The organism is Leptospira saintgironsiae (assembly GCF_002811765.1).
Taxonomy (GTDB): domain Bacteria; phylum Spirochaetota; class Leptospiria; order Leptospirales; family Leptospiraceae; genus Leptospira_B; species Leptospira_B saintgironsiae.
Window position 1 is genome coordinate 112,183 of the sequence record NZ_NPDR01000008.1, and the last position, 15,641, is coordinate 127,823.

Here is a 15,641-nt window from a genome sequence, read left to right on the forward strand (position 1 = left end):
TTTTAGGAAATTTGGAGAATTAGTTTGACGGGCCAAAGAAAAATGTAGAATCAGAAGCAGGAATGAAACTGAACAAATCTAAGCCTGGCTGGAAAAAAATGCCGGAGGAGGTTCGAAAGGAATCTATCCTTCAGGCAGCCATGCAATGTTTCTTTAGCAAGGGTTTCGAAAGGACCTCTGTTCAGGACATAGCGGATGCGGCCGGACTCACAAAAGGTGGGATCTATTTCCATTTCGAAAGCAAAGAAGAGATCAGAGACACTCTCATCCAAAACTTTTTATCTTGGGAAAGGTTCGGATTCGAAGAACCCGAAGTAAAAGCGCTTCCTCCTCATCTGCGCTTGGTAGAATATTTAGAAAGACTCGCAAACCGTCTGGCAGTGGAAGGAAATTGCAGCCCTCGCCTATTTGCAGAAGCGACTGCTTGCGGCGCAATGGAAAAAGAAATATTAAGTTTTTATGATTCTTTAGAAAAACTTTTCGCTAAGACGATTAAAGAATCTCAGGAAAATGGTAAGATCAGAGAAGATCTTTCACCAGAACTTTCTGCCAGGACATTACTCGCACTTTTTGACGGATTGCAGATACAGTCAGATATTTCTAATAAGAGAGCTTTACAGACTGTCGGAAGAGAAGTCCTAAAAGTGTTTATGAAATCTATGTTATTCCTTCCTCAGGATAACTGCGAAATTTGAGGAATGTTCTTTGGTCGGAGTTTTTCAAACTTTGATCGGAAGATAAATACTCACTAACAAGAAAGCTAATGAGATCAAGATCGCCATCAGTGGTCTGATAATCCGATAAAATTTCCAAAGTTTCAATTCGAATCGTTTGTTCTTCATCTCTATATATTAGAGAACAAACGAATGATCTAGGACTTACATTTTCAAAAAAAAATTTATAATCCCTTGAGTGAGGGATAAAAGATCTATATCAGATTATTTTAATTCTTTATGTCTTTTTCTGATCCAGAGTCCGTACACAATTCCGACAGAAAATCCGGATACGATTACTATAATTAGAATTGGGTCCATCTTCTTCCCAGATTTACAATTGATCTAGGTTTTGCAAATCTTACTTGTTTCTGCTTGTTACAGAAGTCATCTCAAGATTGACGCCAGCAACTTGTAAGTATGTCCAATCGGTACTTTGAGTCGGGGCTATTCCTACAGTTCCGATAGAACCTGAATCCCCAACGGCTACGATTCGGTTTAGTTTTGAACTATAAGCCGCAGACATCCAATCATTATATCCGCTGCTGCCTCCGCAAGTATCCAGAGTACTGAAAGAGGTCCAAGACGTTCCTTGGTTAGAAGAATATGCCCATTTGCAATTTGGGCCAAATGTGTAAATATTTCCTGATGAATCGCTCGCAAAACCGTTCGGTCTAGCATTTGTTCCAAAACCTGTAGCTACAGAAATAGGCCAAGTTCCGTTGGCGTTCATTTTGGAACTCACGGATACAGAATCACCACCTCTAGTTCCAACCAAATAGAAATCATTCGAGCGAGATTTGAAAAATTGGAATGTAGTCATCTCATAAGGAGAAGCAGTCGGAGGATTCCAAACTATGGAACCTATGGAGCTTCCAGAAGGAGGAAATGATTCCAGAGCATTAATGGTAGCTGCAGGATTATATCTTAAGATAGCTGTATAGGATCCAACTTCCATGGAACAATACACTGTATTATTATAAATTGAAATTAAACAAGAAGCATCGTATGATCCGTAATCTACGTCTGCTATATCTTCTATTACAGTCCAGGTAACTCCGTTCGAACTTTGGATCATATATAATGTTTCGCCGGAAGAGTAGGCAAACTTGGAACCTGTTGCGATAAACTTATTCACCCCTCCGACTGAACCGTAAGAGATGGTACGTAATGGTAGATTCCCTTGAGTTGGATATGTAGCAGAATTCGGACAGGCAACTCGAGTCCAGGTCACTGCATCGGGACTTGTCCAAAGCCCACAGTTATTTGTTCTGCTTGTAAAATCACCAGTAGTCGTTCCTACTGCGACGAATAAACCATTTCCATAAGTGACTGAATACAAGCTCCCTCCGGAACAATCCGGAAAAGTGGAAGACCCAACACTCGCAGTCCATGCAATCCCATCTTTACTAGTCCATAAAGAGCAAGCTACACCTACAGCTACAAACTCATTGGCATTATCAGTCGGTCCGAGTTGGTTGGATAATGTCAGATCCAAGCCAAGGCCCACTAAAGATTGGGAAGCATCTATATTCACTTCCTTAGCTTGGTTGCAATATAAGATCTGAAAGATACTTAGTAATAGAACGATACGTTTCATGCCCGGGCCTTTACTTAATAACAAATTTCCTTAGGATCTTTCCCATCTTTTTTTGGGATAAATAGAGTCCATTTATGTCGAATTTTGTAGAGTTTGTTCCAGATTAGTTTAGGGTTCCAACTTGTAATCAGGCTCTAGGATACGAGGGCAATGGCTGAAAATTGTCCCTAAATAATGTCTGGCTAAAGAATGAAAGACCCATTCTCCTGCGGTATTTTGCACTTCTGCAGAACCGATTTCAGAAAAACCATTTTTCTGAAAGAAAGAATCTAAGCTCCAATCTTCTTCCCCAGGGATCACTTGTACTTTTAACATAGCGTAGAAGGTACCTGAATCCGGGTCGAATCTAAATACGATGGATCTACCACCTAATGGATTTCGAATGGAGAAGGTGGCCCATTTTGCCTTGGGCCCAGAACCTTCGGACTTTAAATCATACAATTCGTATTGTAAATCTTTCTCGTCCCCGAAAAACTCATGAAAAGCAGAACGAAATGCATCTCCAAATTCCAATTGAGTTGGGAAATAAGAATCTTCCGAAGGATCCATAGTACTGATTTTTGGAAAGTCGAATACACCATCAAGTTTTTAGAGAAATGGATCTTAGGAAAATAAACGAGATGTTATCTTTTTTTGAGAATCTGGCCGAAATAAAAAACATGAGCTGGAAAAAATCCAAGATCTATCTATTTCAAATTTTTTCCTTAATCATGCTCGGCGGAATTTTCTTTTTATCCGAATCGATCTTGCCCAAAGATCTTTCCGGAATTTATAAAGAATACGTAGTCCAAGATTTCGAGACTGAAGTTTTCGGAGAAGAAAACGTAAAAGCAAAATTGGGTCCTGATTTCAGTCCGGAAGTAAGGATCTCCACTGTATTTAGAACTCCAGAAAGAGAATCCGAAAAATCTTTGTATGTAGAACTGAGCGCTGAAAAAAACCAATCCTTTCAGATCTTATTCAAAAAACCTTGGTCCTCTAAAGAATTCGTGAAAGAATTCAAGTTTCATGTTTATGCAAATGATGGTGGTGGTTCTCTTTTTGTTTTGGTAAGAGATTCCAGTTTAGATCAAAAAAAGATATTACTCACACATTTTAATTTTTCAGGTTGGAAAGTATTATCCTTAGACATCACTCGTAAAGTGAGACAAGACGATCTAGTCACTCATCAAAATTCTGAACTTGTATTCTTAGGATTTTTATACGAAGCTCCTTTCGAAAGAAAAAGAGGTACTAGAGAAGTTTTCGTAATAGATGATATTCTTGCGAAGACGAGACCTAAATATCTTTTGTTTCCAGGCGAGAAGGCCTTAGTAAAATAATATTTGCTAATCTAAATTCGCGAGTCCCAAATCTTTTCTCGCTGGGTAAGAGTTCCTTCTTCTCTCAAAATATTCCCAGTCTGCATTCTTCCAAGATTCTCTTAATTTCTGATCTTCTTCTTTTAAAAAAGTTTCAGTAGAGATTGGCTGATTCGATTTCAAAAATTTTGAAAGTGGAGGAAGTTTGTTTTCTTTATATAGAATGCATAACTTCTCCGCAAGCTTATATGTGCCAAGTAATCTTCCTAGTTGGCTATAACCTGCGATATGAGGAGTGAAAATTGAATTTTCTAAACTCGCCATTTGTTCTGCAATTTTTCCTTTAGGAGGTTCCGGATAAAACACGTCCATTACCTTATATAGATCTGTTCTATCCAAAATAGTTTGAAAAGTTTCTTCCGACCAAACTTCTCCTCTACTTGTGTTTATAAGAAGTGTATCTTCTTTCAATTTGGAAATTTTATCTTTGTCCAGTATATTCACTGTTGGATAAGGGCCATTAGCAGTAAGAGGGACATGAAGACTTACAATAGAACATTTTAATATCTCATCCAAAGGTTGAGAATGATCCTTGATAAAGGGGTCGTTATAGATATATGGGACCTTCTTCTCTTCTAAAATTTTGGCGAATGTTTTGCCCGTATTTCCGAAGCCGATGATGCCAACTTTCTTTTTTCTAAGTTCTTCTTCCGAAAAAAAATGAAGAAGAGAGACCCAACAATATTCAGCAACAGAACCCGCATTGCTTCCTGGAGAATTAATGAATACTCTGGATTCTTTTTTTAGATCCGAAAAATTCACATGATCTGTTCCAGAACTCACTGTTGCAAAAATTTTTACGCTAGGAAACATCCGACAGGTCTCTTGATTTACCTTGAGTCTAGTATTTGCAATTAATACAGTAGGTTTAAACTTTTCGATCTCTTCTGGGGATTTGGCAGGATATGATCTTACATCTAAGTTCCGGAAATGAGAAAAAATTTCCGAAGCCCCGACGGTTCCTTCCGGATAAAAAAGAATAGGAAGAGACATGAAGGAATCATTTAAAAAAGGACCTGAATCGCCAATTTATTTTCCGTAAAAACTCTTGCCTTCTCACACCCGATCAATACCTTCAATGCTTCCAACCGGTAAATATTTCAAATGTTAGAACGTTTAAAAGAAATCCCCCCGAAAATCTGGCTTTTTGCCTCTGGTTTTTTAATCCTTATAGTATTGATTGTATTCCTTCTCTGGGAGCCAGGTTCGGCCGGCAGAGAATTTGGTTTTGATGGAGGAGATTCTCCAGGCTTTACTGTAACTCAAAACGAGAATGGAGAATGGATTATCAATCCAGAGATCATGGCTACTTCTCGCGAATTATATAAAGACGGCCAATGGTTAAGCTATGATGAGATCTTAAAGTATGCTGCAAATGGAGAATTGGATCTTGTATCTTCTCTTTGGGAATTGAGAAGGAAATGTCCTGCAGATTATACCCCAGAACAATGTAATGAAATAGTAAAAGCATTTATCTTAGAACAATATCCTGGAGCGGATGGAGAAAGGCTCGTTGGTCTTTTTAGGAAATATCTTTCTTATGAGATGGTATTAAGAGAATTCGAACAACCTAAAGGCAAAAGCCAGGAAGAAATTTACGAAATCATAAAGAAGAAGAGAAGAGAACTTTTTTCAGACCAAGATGCTAAACTGATCTTTGGATTAGAAGAAGCGGAGAAGGAGTTCCAATATGGATATGACCAATTCCTGAGCGAAGTCAAAAATCTTCCTGGAGATAAAAAGCTCGCGAGATATGAAGAATATCGTAAGGGAGTTTATGGAAATTATTATAATACGATCTATAAAAGAGAGCCTAAGTTCAATAAATACGAAACTGAACTTTATTTTAAAGAAACAGATCTGAACAAATTATCCGCTGCAGAAAAAGATCCTCAGGTGCGTGCAATCCGAGAAAAATATTTCGGAAAAGACGGAGCTGACAGGATCGAAAAAGTCTTAAAAGAGATTGATGCAGAAAAGAAGAGAGAAGATCAAACCGCACAAGAAGAACAAACTTGGCTCAAAGCTCATCCGACTGCAAGACCTGAAGAAAGAGATAAAGCTTTGAATGAGATCAGAGTTAAAATTTTAGGCCAAGAAGAAGCAGAGGCTTATGGTAGAAGAAAAGCCTTAGAAGAAGACCAAAGACGTTTGCAAGGCAAATGATCCGGTTTTCCAGAAATCCGATCCGTCCATTCTTATACCTGATCGGAATTGCGTCCGGAATCCTTTTCGGAATGGAGCCCTTCGAATTTTTTCCAGCGGGAGGGCTCTCCGCGTTATGTGCCTATATTCTATTTTTGGAATTAAGAGAGTGGAAACTTAAATCTGCTATTTTCTGGCTATTAGGACTCTCTCAGGTCATTAACCTGATCGTGTTTTTTTGGATCCCCTCCTCTATTTCTGCAATTTCAGGAGCAGGCGCTGGCATTTCCTGGATCCTATTTCTCGTGTATGGGATCTTCTCTCATTTTAAACTAATCATCTTTTACTTGGGATGGAATTTTAGTTTATTATTATATAATAAGTATATAAACTCTCCGGAAAGATTTACCATATTCGGTTGGTTGATTTTTCCGATTTGGGGAGTTTTATCCGATCTGATCATGCCTCAACTGTTTCCTTGGTACTGGGGAAATTTAGCCGAAGGAAATCTTTCTTTTTCTCAAATCGCATCTTGGACTGGAATATTTGGAGTAGGATTTTTTCTACTCTTAGGAAGTTCCTCTTTAGTATTGATCAGAAATCCTTCCCTAAAAAGATACGGGATAGCTGGGATCCTTATCTTTGGGATAGTCTGGACTTTAGGAAGTTTCAGACTTTATTCTGCTCCTGATTATACTGTTCCAAATTCCACTCCTGCAATAGAAGATGGGATCTTAAAACTTTCAGGAGTTCTAATACAACCAAACACTAGTCCTGGTAAAAGAGAATTAGCTGAAAATCCTGAATTTGTAGGACAAACAATTAGCACAAGTCTCGAATTGGGCCTTCGTTCTTCTTTGGAAACTTCTCCGCCTCCCGATCTTTTATTTTTGCCTGAGTCTGCGATTCCATTTCATGGAACAATTCCGAATGAAAATCCGGGACAAGGAGTGTATTCTTCTACATTCCATGGCGCTCTAATGTATCTAACTTACAAATCAGGTGCAGATATTTTATACAATGAATTGAATCGTTTTCCGGAAGGTTTAAAAAATCAGGTAACACTTCTTTCTTCTTCCAATGGAGAGGTAGAACGTTACGATAAAAGAAGATTACTTGCTTTCGGAGAATATATTCCTTTCGAGTCTACATTTCCTTTTTTAAGAAAACTGTTTAAGGAAACTTCCTTTTATATAACTGGAGGAGATCCTAAACCTCTTATTGGAAATCGTTCCTTGAGAAGAGAAAGAATTCCTTCTTTACCTACAGAAGAGGAGACTCCTTTGATCCAAAATCCGGATCATTTTCGTCCAATTTTAACCAGCTCAGGTAAAGAAGAAAATGTTTCCTATCAGATCTTACCTTTGATCTGTTATGAGGCAATGTTTTCCTATCTTGTAAGAGATTCAGTAAAATTCGCTTCTAAGAATACATATACTTTTTTTGTAAATCCTACGAATGATTCTTGGTTCTCTTCAGATATAGAAGCTTGGCAACATGCAGGAGCTGTTCGATTTAGAGCAATAGAATTTGGGCTTACTTTAGTACGCCCTGCAGTCACAGGAATTTCACTCGCAGTGGATCCGTATGGCAGAAATTTAAATCATCCAACAAGATATGGAGAAAAAGATACCAGATCCTTCCTGCTTCCAGCTACAAAATTGAAAGAAGGCGGAAATACATTCTATTCCGAATGGGGAAATCTTCCTTTTTATCTATATACTATTCTGGTATTCACGTTATTCTTTCTTGTAGGAAAAAAGGCATTTTTCAAAACTAAGGGTTAGCTCCAAGGGGGATCTTTGTTAGAACATACATTCTGCCATCTCCCTGGTATCGATGTGATCGAAGAAGGGAAACTCTGGGACCAAGGAATTCTTCATTGGGATGAACTCAGAGAAGTATTAAAAGAAAAAGTAAAGTCTCCTTCCGATATGCATTCCAGATTATTATTGGACTCTCTGGATTTTTCTAGAAAGGAAATGAATAGAAAGAACTGGGATTATTTTTTCTTCGCTCTACCCAGCCAACAAAAATGGAGATTATTCCCAATCATCCGAGAAAATCTTCTCTATTTAGATATTGAAACTTCCGGTTTAGGTAATGGTGATTTCGTAACCGTTGTAGGAACTTATGACGGTAAAGATTTCAAAACATATCTTAGAGGAAGGAATATGGATGATTTTCCTGAAGAACTTTCTTCTTCTCATGTTTTTGTAACTTATAATGGTGCGGCATTCGATGTTCCTTTTTTAGAAAGAGAATTCGGTAAAAAATTCAAGAACCGTCATTTGGATCTAATGTATATTCTGAGAAGTCTCGGGATCAAAGGTGGTTTGAAAGGTTGCGAGAAGGCCTTAGGTATAAAAAGAGACCTTCCTTATGAAGTAAATGGTGCGGATGCAGTTCGATTATGGTGGCAGTATGTTCAGTACGATGACCAAGACGCATTAGATCTTCTTTTAAAATATAATAAAGAAGATGTGGTTAACCTAGAACTTTTGTTTATTAAAGCCTATAACTTAAAAATCAAAGAAACTCGCTTTTTCGGAGAAGTTATCCCTGAGATTTAAGTCGCGGAGTGTTTTAAACCTCAGGTGTATTAGCGATCCAACGATAAGTTTCATAAGGTGGTTCTGTTTCTATAATTTCGACCCAGCCTTTGCCTATAAACTTACGAACCATAGAATGTAAGATCGCCATTGCAGTATTATAATATCCTGAATGAGCAACCTTCTCCCCCATAGCCTCTAAAGTTAAAGCGGATAGATCGTATTCTTTTTCCTTAAGCCTGCGGATCACACCTCTTTCCAATATTTGTAATGTTTTATGAAGAAGTTTAATTGCCTTTTGAGGAGACTCTGGCTCTGGTCCATGAGCTGGCAATAGTCTACGAATACTCATCTTAGAGATCCTTTCCAAAGAACGATAATAGTCCTCGAGATTTCCATCTATTTCTGCATAAATAGAAGAGATGTTTTGTAAGACGAGATCTCCAGTGAAAAATATATTTTCTTCTAAGATATAAGGAGTGAGGTGCCAAAGATTATGACCTGGAGTATGTAAAAATCCAATGTCTCTTCCGCCGGCGTGGATCACGTCCCCTTCTTCTAATTCTATATCAAATTTTAAAACAGGATCGATACGAGTTCCTCTACTTAATGTATTTCTTAAGTTTAGGTTTCCTTCTTCTATCCTTGCTAGTTCTCTCTTACGATCTTCCGGAACTCTATGGCCTTTGTATACCAGACGTTTAGACGCTCTGTTAAACATTTCTACATGTTCCAGATAGTTTCCAATTCCAGAAGCCATCCCTTTCATTGCGTATAGTTTTGCATCTGTATAATAACGGATCGTGAGAACAGCGCTCAGATGATCCAAATGATTATGAGTATAAAAGATATGTTTGATCTTGTTTAAGCTAAGTCCGATCTTTCGAAGTGCCCTTTGGAGCATTCCTAAATTAGCGAGATAACCTGAATCTATAAGTGCAGGTTCTCCATCAGGAAGAATATAAATATTATTGGGTGCATAAAACGGCTGAGGGATCTCCGTTTTAAAAATTCCGTCCCCGATTTCTTTTACATCTGGAATTGAGTCATAACGATAAATTTTCAAACTCGATTCTCCCTTGGCTAAATCGAACTGCGTAGTCCGTCTTCTAGGAAAATAAGCGACTCCTTTCTCTGCAAGCTTCTAAATTTCCTTTTCGGATATACTCTGAAAGAATTCGAATTGAGTCCAAATTCTCTTTAGCTTCTTCTCCCAGAATTCGTTTAATATGTTTTGTTTCGAACGATGATAGTTTTCCATCGAAGGAACATGCGATACATAATAATCTCAAGCAGGCCTTCTTCTCTTCTTTAGATAATTGGGAGACCAAACTTCCGAATGTATCCAGATCATCCAAAGATCCATCATGAGAATTCAAACCGAATCCTTTATGCATTTTGATCAGCATGTATTCCAAATTGGGATGGAATATTTGGGTGAACACTACTGAGTTTCCAACTGCAGCTAAGAATGCAATCTTTCCCTCTTTACTAAGTTTATCCTTATTTTTCAATATTTCGTCTGTGACTTCTTTTGCTATGATCCTGGAAAGTAATCTGATCCTAAGTTCTTTTAAGATCAGATACATTACCACTCCGTCCCAGATTGCAGTGATAGGAGCTGCGATATAGTCTGCATAAACTCGCAGAGAGTTTCTCGCTAAAATTTTTCTGAGTACGATCTTAGCAAGCAGGTTAGAAAGTAAAACTTTTGTCTTATAAAAGAATGTTCGTATGAGTAAACTTCTCTTGTCAGTTAGTCGTAATGGATCTATTCCTAATAGTTTTAGATCAGGGTCCGGGATTTCCAAAGCCATCCTGGAAAGTAGATTTGCATTTCCAGTGACAAGGTCTGGATCTTCTTCCAATTGTATACCTGAAAGTTTTGTGAGTTTATACGCGGCCCATAATCCTAATTTATAGAGAAGATAAAATTCTAAGATGGTTCCGATTGCAAGTGCCGCTCCTGCATAACTCCATTTTTCTATAAACTCCGGTGAAAATGTTTCAGGTGATTCAGGAAAAAGTTTTTCTACTAAGATAATAAGGTAAGTCGTCCAAAATCCAATCTGCAATCCTAAGAAGGAAGCCCAACGTATGATCCTTGTACTTTTGGGGAAGAAGTCTGGACTTGGCTCAAGAGCTTTCTCTTCTTCCTTGTCCCCATTGACATAATTCCGGAGAATTTTAATCCCCCATTTTTCCAAAACACCCGGTTTATAATCTGAATAAGATTCGGCCCTTACATTCATCAGAAGGACGATCGGAAACCAAAATCGGGGGCAAGTCAACTCAATGGTGGAACCTTTCTATGAGTTTTCTGGGTCTAAGGCCCGACTGGTCGAGTTTTCGTTCCCAAGATTTCATTCTTGACCATGATTTTCCGAAGATAGATATTAGAATTATGGCGTTCTCTAAACCGTTTATTTCCAAATTATTCCCTGCATTTGTCGGCCTAATCGCCACGGTCGCTGTGCTCGTGTCTTGCAATACTGGAGATACTAATAAAGTAGATCTAACCGTTACTGGAACCGACGGTTCCACCTTCCCTATCCAGGGAGAAATCGATAAGGACAAAACTTCCAACTGCGGAAGTGCAACTCCTTATTCCAGCTCCACCAGCGGGACAACTACAGGAACTTCAACAAGCACAGGTTCCACTACGAATTTATTTACAATCAATTCCAGGATGTATTTTACCACAGGCGCATTCGTAACTTTGAAATTTGTTTACGATGCTACTCAAAACCAAGGAACAGTAGATGCTCAGCAAGGGTTCTCATTCTCCGGTTTACCTTTATTGGGAATTTCTCCAGTAGTTGCGAACTACGGAAAAATTTTCTGGGGAGGAAGTGGAGTGCCTGTGGACACAGGAACTTCTAGCACCCAAGCTCTCTCCTACTTGACTGTTACATTAGATTTGGTAGGGAACAAAGTAACTACTGGATCTGCAGGTCTTGCTTTGACCCAATGTTATACTACGGACTTTATCAACTGTACTTCTGCTACTTCTTCCAGTATGTGTTATACCCAAGATGGTTTAAAATGTTATAATACGAATACTGCGAGTGGTCCTACAGTTTCTATCAAAGGTGATATTAACTGTACAAGTAACGCGATCCCTTCTGGTTCTTCAAGTACCGGCCAGTAATCTTAATTTAGTTTAAGATAAAAGAAAAGCCGCGGTGGAGATCGCGGCTTTTTTGTTTTCAGGAAGTTCGTTAAGAAGAAGGTGAACTATCTTTATGAGATCAAACTTCCATTAATTTGCGGAATTGTTCTTTAACAAGATTGCCTTCGTTAGACTCAGGATAGGATTTTAAGAAGTTTAAAAGACCTTCTACATCTGCTACAAATTCTTCATTCAAATTTTTTCGAATATTGTATCTATTCAATAAGGAGAGAATGACTAGATCATCATCCGAGTTTCTTTCTTCCTTAGCGAATAAAGAATGAGCTAATTTTTTATCGTTCTTGTCTGCAATCTCGAGCAGTTTTAAGACAGGATAAGTATATAGACCATTGCGAAAATCTTTGAGAGGAATTTTCCCTGTTTGGTCTCCGGCTTGGAAATAATCGATCGCATCATCTTGTTTCTGGAATAAAGAACCTAAACGAATACCAAACTCATGTAGTTTTTTTCTGGTCTTTTTAGGAGCATCTACTAATATCCCGGCTGCTTCTGAGACAGCTCCGAATAATGATGCAGTTTTTCCGTAGACTACTTTATTATAGATATCTAATGTGATTTTGGGATTTTTTTCCCATTCCATTTGAATAAGTTCACTGACGGAAAGATCTTTGATAACAGTTGTAAAAAGATCCATCAAATCTGGAGAACCCAAACTGTTTAGATGATCTATCCCACATGCCAAAAGATAATCGCCAGCTAAGATAGAAGTTTTGTTCCCGAATTTAGAAGGGACACTTGGCATTCCTCTTCTTGTCTGGGCCTCGTCGACCACGTCATCATGAAGAAGACTCGCAGCATGAATTAGCTCAGCGATCGCACCTACGTCGGAGTATTTATCTCCCTTATAACCAAGGATCTTACAAAGACAATAATGTAGAATAGGACGAATCCGTTTGCCACCGGATCGGATCGTGTATTCTTTGATTTCGGCCAGAATACGCAGATCTTCGTCTATGATATCTTTTAGTTTTTTATCGAACTTACGGACTAAGAGATCCTTCAATCCTTTTGCTTTCACGCGGGTTTCCTGTTACGACAGTATTTAGAATCGATTTTTCGGCTCAAGCAGTAAAGGACGTAATAGGAGAAGTTCCGGACCAATTTATGGTCAAGGTTTCCACTTATTGTCCAAGGCGAGAAGGTGGCGAGAAAGGATTTTTTCCATATCTCTATCCTCTTTTTTGCGATAGATATGGATTAGATTACGGAACATTCTTTTGAGGATTGTCAAACTGCTTGCATGAGTGAAATATCTTTCGTGTGCCTGGAATCCGTTTGCTTTCAGAAAACGAATGCAGGTAGAACGGTCCAACATCACACCACCATGATAAGAATCTATATAGGTTTGAAATTCAGAAGATTCAAAATGTAATAGAAAATGCAAAGGCATATTCACCCCATATAAGGGGAGTTGTAATCTGTGAGCCACTAACAGATAGATAACGGAAAGAGAAATTGGGATCCCCTTTTTAGAAGAGAATACCTTATGAAGATAAGAATTGTTCGGATCCTCATACTGATCATGATTTCCGCCAAAACCTTCTTCCTGAGAGAGTACTCTGGTTAAAAAATGCACTTTGACTTCGTCAGAAGCGAGATCTTCGTTCAGGTCTACTAACTCTTCGACTCTAATTGCGATCTTATCTAAATATGTTCTGAACTCCAAATAAGAAAGATCTGAATCGATCACTGAAGAAAGAAGAAACACACCTTCTTCTAGATCGTCGTAATGATTTGGATGACCCTTCTCCGCTAAGATAGAATAACGATAACTAATTCTTTCGGAATGAACTGCTGCACTTACAGAACGTGCAAACACTCTAAGAGTTGGATCTTTTAGTTCATCTGCAATTTCTTGGACCCTAACTTGCCAAGGGATCATGCTAGCGATCTCTTTTATGATCCTAGATTTATCTTGAAGAGAAGAAAACTCTAGCTGATAAAACTTATCCTCGATCTTGTCCGGAGGAAAAGGAACTGTGCCGAAGAAAGAATCGGAAGATTGCATATCTATAAAATCGGATTTCAAAAACGAAAGTCAATTCGGATCTGAAATGATTGTGTAAAAAAAGGATGAGCAGTATAAATTAACTATGTCTTCCATCTTTTTCGAACGCACTTGTTCAAGTGATTAGAAAAATGGAATGAGACTTTTATTATGTTAAGAGCAATATGTGGGTCAGAAAAATTTCTTTCTCTAACCCAAGAGGATTAAGCAGTTACTTGCTCTAATTCTTCTAATGCTTTCTTTTCTTGCTCCGCATTCGGAGGAGTTCCATGCCATCCAGGATTATTTTCCATGAAGGAGACACCTTTTCCGAGTACAGTTTCGAAAAGAATAATGGTAGGAGCACCTTTATAAGTTTTTGCTTTCTCGAAAGCAGAGATAATCGATTCAATATTATGACCATCTGCTTCTAATACATTCCATCCGAATGCAGCAAACTTTTTGTTTAGAGGTTCCAGGTTCATTACATCTTTAGTGAATCCGTCGATCTGGATCCCGTTCTTGTCCATAAACGCGATCAGGTTATCAGTTTTGTAATGAGCAGCGGATTGTGCCGCTTCCCAGGTCATACCTTCTCCACATTCTCCGTCAGAAATACATGCATATACTTTGTAGTCTTTTTTAGAAAGCCTTGCACCTAAAGCGATCCCAACTGCGACAGAAAGTCCCTGGCCAAGAGATCCGGAAGAGCTTTCGATCCCTTTTAAATAACGGGTAGAAGGATGTCCCTGTAATTTGGAGTTTATGTTCCTAAAGGTTAGAAGTTCAGATTCAGGAAAAAATCCAGCCTGAGCCATGGCAGCATAACGTACAGCGCATACGTGACCATTGGAAAGGATGAGCCTGTCTCTATCTTCCCAATCCGGATCAGTAGGTTTATGATTTAGGACCTTTTTGTATAATACTGCGTAGATATCCGCAAGTCCAAGAGGACCTCCCGGGTGACCGGATTTTGCCGCAGTGACCATTTTGATCACGTTTTTGCGGATATTATTAGCGAATATTTTGATTTCTTTGGTGTCTTCCACGTAAGCAAGCTCCGGTATTAATTCGAGCGGAACAAAAACAGTCCCGATAGATAAACGAGTGTGTATAATGGTAGAAAAATAAAATGAAGCTTCCTATGGAATTCTTTTTTTCTAGTCAGTCCTGACCAACCCATGAGTAACATCAGAATAAGTGTGATAGCTGCAATCGCTCTGTGAATATCTATATACAGTTTATCAACAGTAGCGATAAGTCCTGACTGCTCTATCCCTGGTCCCAAATATTTTAAGCCGAGGAGATAAACTGCTGTGCTTAAATTGAAAAAGATCCCTCCCAAATTAAAGATCCTATGCAATCGGTTGTTTCTAAAACGAAACCAATACCCCGTATAAAAAAGAAGGATAGAGAGAGTCATTCCAGTATTGATTAGAAAAAGAGACATCTGTCCAAAAGACAATATTAGAAAGCTGGAGAAAATCCTTTTTAATCGATTGACCCGACAAAATCATTTCGAAAACTGTCTCTTGAACGCTGCCTTAGCTCAATTGGTAGAGCATCTGATTTGTAATCAGACGGTTGTGGGTTCGATTCCTATAGGCAGCTCGTTCATTTTTCGAATAAGATTGACCAGCCACCCTGAGCAAAAATAATGGCTTTCAACAACGGGTAGGTACTCAAGCGGTCAACGAGGGCAGACTGTAAATCTGCTGGCCAAGCCTTCGAAGGTTCGAATCCTTCCCTGCCCAAAAGTTTCTCCCTTTCCCCTTACAATTAAATCCTAATATACGAAAAAGTCCGGAAGGATTCGAAGCTTGCGAGCGAAAGCATTCATAGCGACCAATAGGGAGCGTAAATGAATGCGACTCGAGCCATGGATGGCGAAGAGCGCGAGCAAGACGCCTCGGAGCCCAGTCGCGCAGGATGCGAGACTGCGTAGAGGCGAATCCTTTATTAATACAGAATGCTTAACCGCGAATCCGAAATCTCCCATCCACAAACCTTTCCTCATAACCTTACTGAACATTCTCAAATTAGTACGCGACAGCGATCGCAGCGGAAATCCGGCAATGCACCATAAATGG

Annotated in this window: 15 protein-coding genes and 2 tRNA genes; 8 read left to right on the forward strand and 9 right to left on the reverse strand. The window is 38.8% G+C overall.

The genetic code is table 11. From position 1 onward, the window contains the following. Window positions 1-62: 62 nt before the first annotated feature. Window positions 63-695 (forward strand): TetR/AcrR family transcriptional regulator, encoded by a 633-nt coding sequence (locus tag CH362_RS16320; RefSeq protein ID WP_100711387.1) that lies wholly within the window; start codon window positions 63-65, stop codon window positions 693-695. Between the two features lie 379 nt (window positions 696-1,074). Here CH362_RS16320 and CH362_RS16325 read toward each other — a convergent pair whose 3' ends face one another. Together CH362_RS16325 and CH362_RS16330 are read right to left on the reverse strand one after the other, a co-directional pair. After that, the gene (locus tag CH362_RS16325; RefSeq protein ID WP_100711388.1) at window positions 1,075-2,313 is read right to left on the reverse strand and encodes a hypothetical protein; all 1,239 of its coding nucleotides are present in this window, start codon (window positions 2,311-2,313) and stop codon (window positions 1,075-1,077) included. Window positions 2,314-2,421: 108 nt separating this feature from the next. After that, window positions 2,422-2,862 (reverse strand): hypothetical protein, encoded by a 441-nt coding sequence (locus tag CH362_RS16330; protein WP_100711389.1) that lies wholly within the window; start codon window positions 2,860-2,862, stop codon window positions 2,422-2,424. Window positions 2,863-2,972: 110 nt separating this feature from the next. On the opposite strand from CH362_RS16330, the gene CH362_RS16335 reads away from it, so the two are divergent. After that, entirely contained in the window at window positions 2,973-3,635 is a 663-nt protein-coding gene (locus CH362_RS16335; protein ID WP_425269076.1) for a flagellar assembly protein FlaA, read from the forward strand. 6 nt (window positions 3,636-3,641) lie between these two features. On the opposite strand, the gene CH362_RS16340 is transcribed toward CH362_RS16335, so the two are convergent. Next, window positions 3,642-4,667, reverse strand: coding sequence for an NAD(P)-dependent oxidoreductase (locus CH362_RS16340; protein ID WP_100711391.1), 1,026 nt, complete (start codon window positions 4,665-4,667; stop codon window positions 3,642-3,644). A gap of 111 nt (window positions 4,668-4,778) precedes the next feature. Between CH362_RS16340 and CH362_RS16345 the strand changes: the two genes are divergently transcribed. The 3 genes from CH362_RS16345 to CH362_RS16355 are packed head-to-tail and all read left to right on the forward strand — an operon-like array spanning window position 4,779 to window position 8,392. Then, on the forward strand, window positions 4,779-5,840 hold the full coding sequence (locus tag CH362_RS16345) for a lipase secretion chaperone (RefSeq protein ID WP_100711392.1): 1,062 nt from the start codon (window positions 4,779-4,781) through the stop codon (window positions 5,838-5,840). Beyond that, window positions 5,837-7,606, forward strand: coding sequence for an apolipoprotein N-acyltransferase (locus CH362_RS16350; protein WP_100711393.1), 1,770 nt, complete (start codon window positions 5,837-5,839; stop codon window positions 7,604-7,606). The genes CH362_RS16345 and CH362_RS16350 overlap by 4 nt, the downstream gene beginning before the upstream one ends. A 15-nt stretch (window positions 7,607-7,621) precedes the next feature. Then, the gene (locus tag CH362_RS16355) at window positions 7,622-8,392 is read left to right on the forward strand and encodes a ribonuclease H-like domain-containing protein (RefSeq protein WP_100711394.1); all 771 of its coding nucleotides are present in this window, start codon (window positions 7,622-7,624) and stop codon (window positions 8,390-8,392) included. Between the two features lie 13 nt (window positions 8,393-8,405). Here the strand turns inward: CH362_RS16355 and CH362_RS16360 are convergent, their stop codons facing one another. Together CH362_RS16360 and CH362_RS16365 are read right to left on the reverse strand one after the other, a co-directional pair. Further along, a complete protein-coding gene (locus CH362_RS16360; RefSeq protein ID WP_100711395.1) occupies window positions 8,406-9,437 on the reverse strand; it encodes an MBL fold metallo-hydrolase in 1,032 nt (343 codons plus the stop codon). A gap of 43 nt (window positions 9,438-9,480) precedes the next feature. Beyond that, window positions 9,481-10,623 (reverse strand): LBF_2804 family protein, encoded by a 1,143-nt coding sequence (locus CH362_RS16365; protein WP_100711396.1) that lies wholly within the window; start codon window positions 10,621-10,623, stop codon window positions 9,481-9,483. Between the two features lie 152 nt (window positions 10,624-10,775). On the opposite strand from CH362_RS16365, the gene CH362_RS16370 reads away from it, so the two are divergent. Then, window positions 10,776-11,522 (forward strand): LIC10920 family plasminogen-binding lipoprotein, encoded by a 747-nt coding sequence (locus CH362_RS16370; protein WP_100711405.1) that lies wholly within the window; start codon window positions 10,776-10,778, stop codon window positions 11,520-11,522. A gap of 100 nt (window positions 11,523-11,622) precedes the next feature. On the opposite strand, the gene CH362_RS16375 is transcribed toward CH362_RS16370, so the two are convergent. The 4 genes from CH362_RS16375 to CH362_RS16390 form a co-directional block, all read right to left on the reverse strand. Next, window positions 11,623-12,582, reverse strand: coding sequence for a polyprenyl synthetase family protein (locus CH362_RS16375; protein ID WP_100711397.1), 960 nt, complete (start codon window positions 12,580-12,582; stop codon window positions 11,623-11,625). A 90-nt stretch (window positions 12,583-12,672) separates the two neighbouring features. Continuing rightward, entirely contained in the window at window positions 12,673-13,572 is a 900-nt protein-coding gene (locus tag CH362_RS16380; protein WP_165780282.1) for a transglutaminase-like domain-containing protein, read from the reverse strand. Between the two features lie 203 nt (window positions 13,573-13,775). Next, window positions 13,776-14,600, reverse strand: coding sequence for a transketolase (locus tag CH362_RS16385; RefSeq protein WP_100711399.1), 825 nt, complete (start codon window positions 14,598-14,600; stop codon window positions 13,776-13,778). Between the two features lie 17 nt (window positions 14,601-14,617). Further along, window positions 14,618-15,001, reverse strand: a complete 384-nt coding sequence (locus tag CH362_RS16390; protein ID WP_100711400.1) for a hypothetical protein — start codon at window positions 14,999-15,001, stop codon at window positions 14,618-14,620. Between the two features lie 88 nt (window positions 15,002-15,089). Here CH362_RS16390 and CH362_RS16395 point away from each other — a divergent pair. Both CH362_RS16395 and CH362_RS16400 read left to right on the forward strand, forming a co-directional pair. Continuing rightward, window positions 15,090-15,162: transfer RNA gene (locus CH362_RS16395), tRNA-Thr, on the forward strand. A gap of 61 nt (window positions 15,163-15,223) precedes the next feature. Then, a tRNA-Tyr gene (locus CH362_RS16400) sits at window positions 15,224-15,305 on the forward strand. Window positions 15,306-15,641 lie beyond the last annotated feature (336 nt).

Bases quoted from the DNA above. Each gene is read 5' to 3' on its own strand.
- CH362_RS16335 (WP_425269076.1), top strand. From the start codon at position 2,973: ATGAGCTGGAAAAAATCCAAGATCTATCTATTTCAAATTTTTTCCTTA.
- CH362_RS16325 (WP_100711388.1), bottom strand. From the start codon at position 2,313: ATGAAACGTATCGTTCTATTACTAAGTATCTTTCAGATCTTATATTGC.
- CH362_RS16350 (WP_100711393.1), top strand. From the start codon at position 5,837: ATGATCCGGTTTTCCAGAAATCCGATCCGTCCATTCTTATACCTGATC.
- CH362_RS16365 (WP_100711396.1), bottom strand. From the start codon at position 10,623: ATGAATGTAAGGGCCGAATCTTATTCAGATTATAAACCGGGTGTTTTG.
- CH362_RS16370 (WP_100711405.1), top strand. From the start codon at position 10,776: ATGGCGTTCTCTAAACCGTTTATTTCCAAATTATTCCCTGCATTTGTC.
- CH362_RS16320 (WP_100711387.1), top strand. From the start codon at position 63: ATGAAACTGAACAAATCTAAGCCTGGCTGGAAAAAAATGCCGGAGGAG.
- CH362_RS16340 (WP_100711391.1), bottom strand. From the start codon at position 4,667: ATGTCTCTTCCTATTCTTTTTTATCCGGAAGGAACCGTCGGGGCTTCG.
- CH362_RS16345 (WP_100711392.1), top strand. From the start codon at position 4,779: ATGTTAGAACGTTTAAAAGAAATCCCCCCGAAAATCTGGCTTTTTGCC.
- CH362_RS16330 (WP_100711389.1), bottom strand. From the start codon at position 2,862: ATGGATCCTTCGGAAGATTCTTATTTCCCAACTCAATTGGAATTTGGA.
- CH362_RS16390 (WP_100711400.1), bottom strand. From the start codon at position 15,001: ATGTCTCTTTTTCTAATCAATACTGGAATGACTCTCTCTATCCTTCTT.
- CH362_RS16380 (WP_165780282.1), bottom strand. From the start codon at position 13,572: ATGCAATCTTCCGATTCTTTCTTCGGCACAGTTCCTTTTCCTCCGGAC.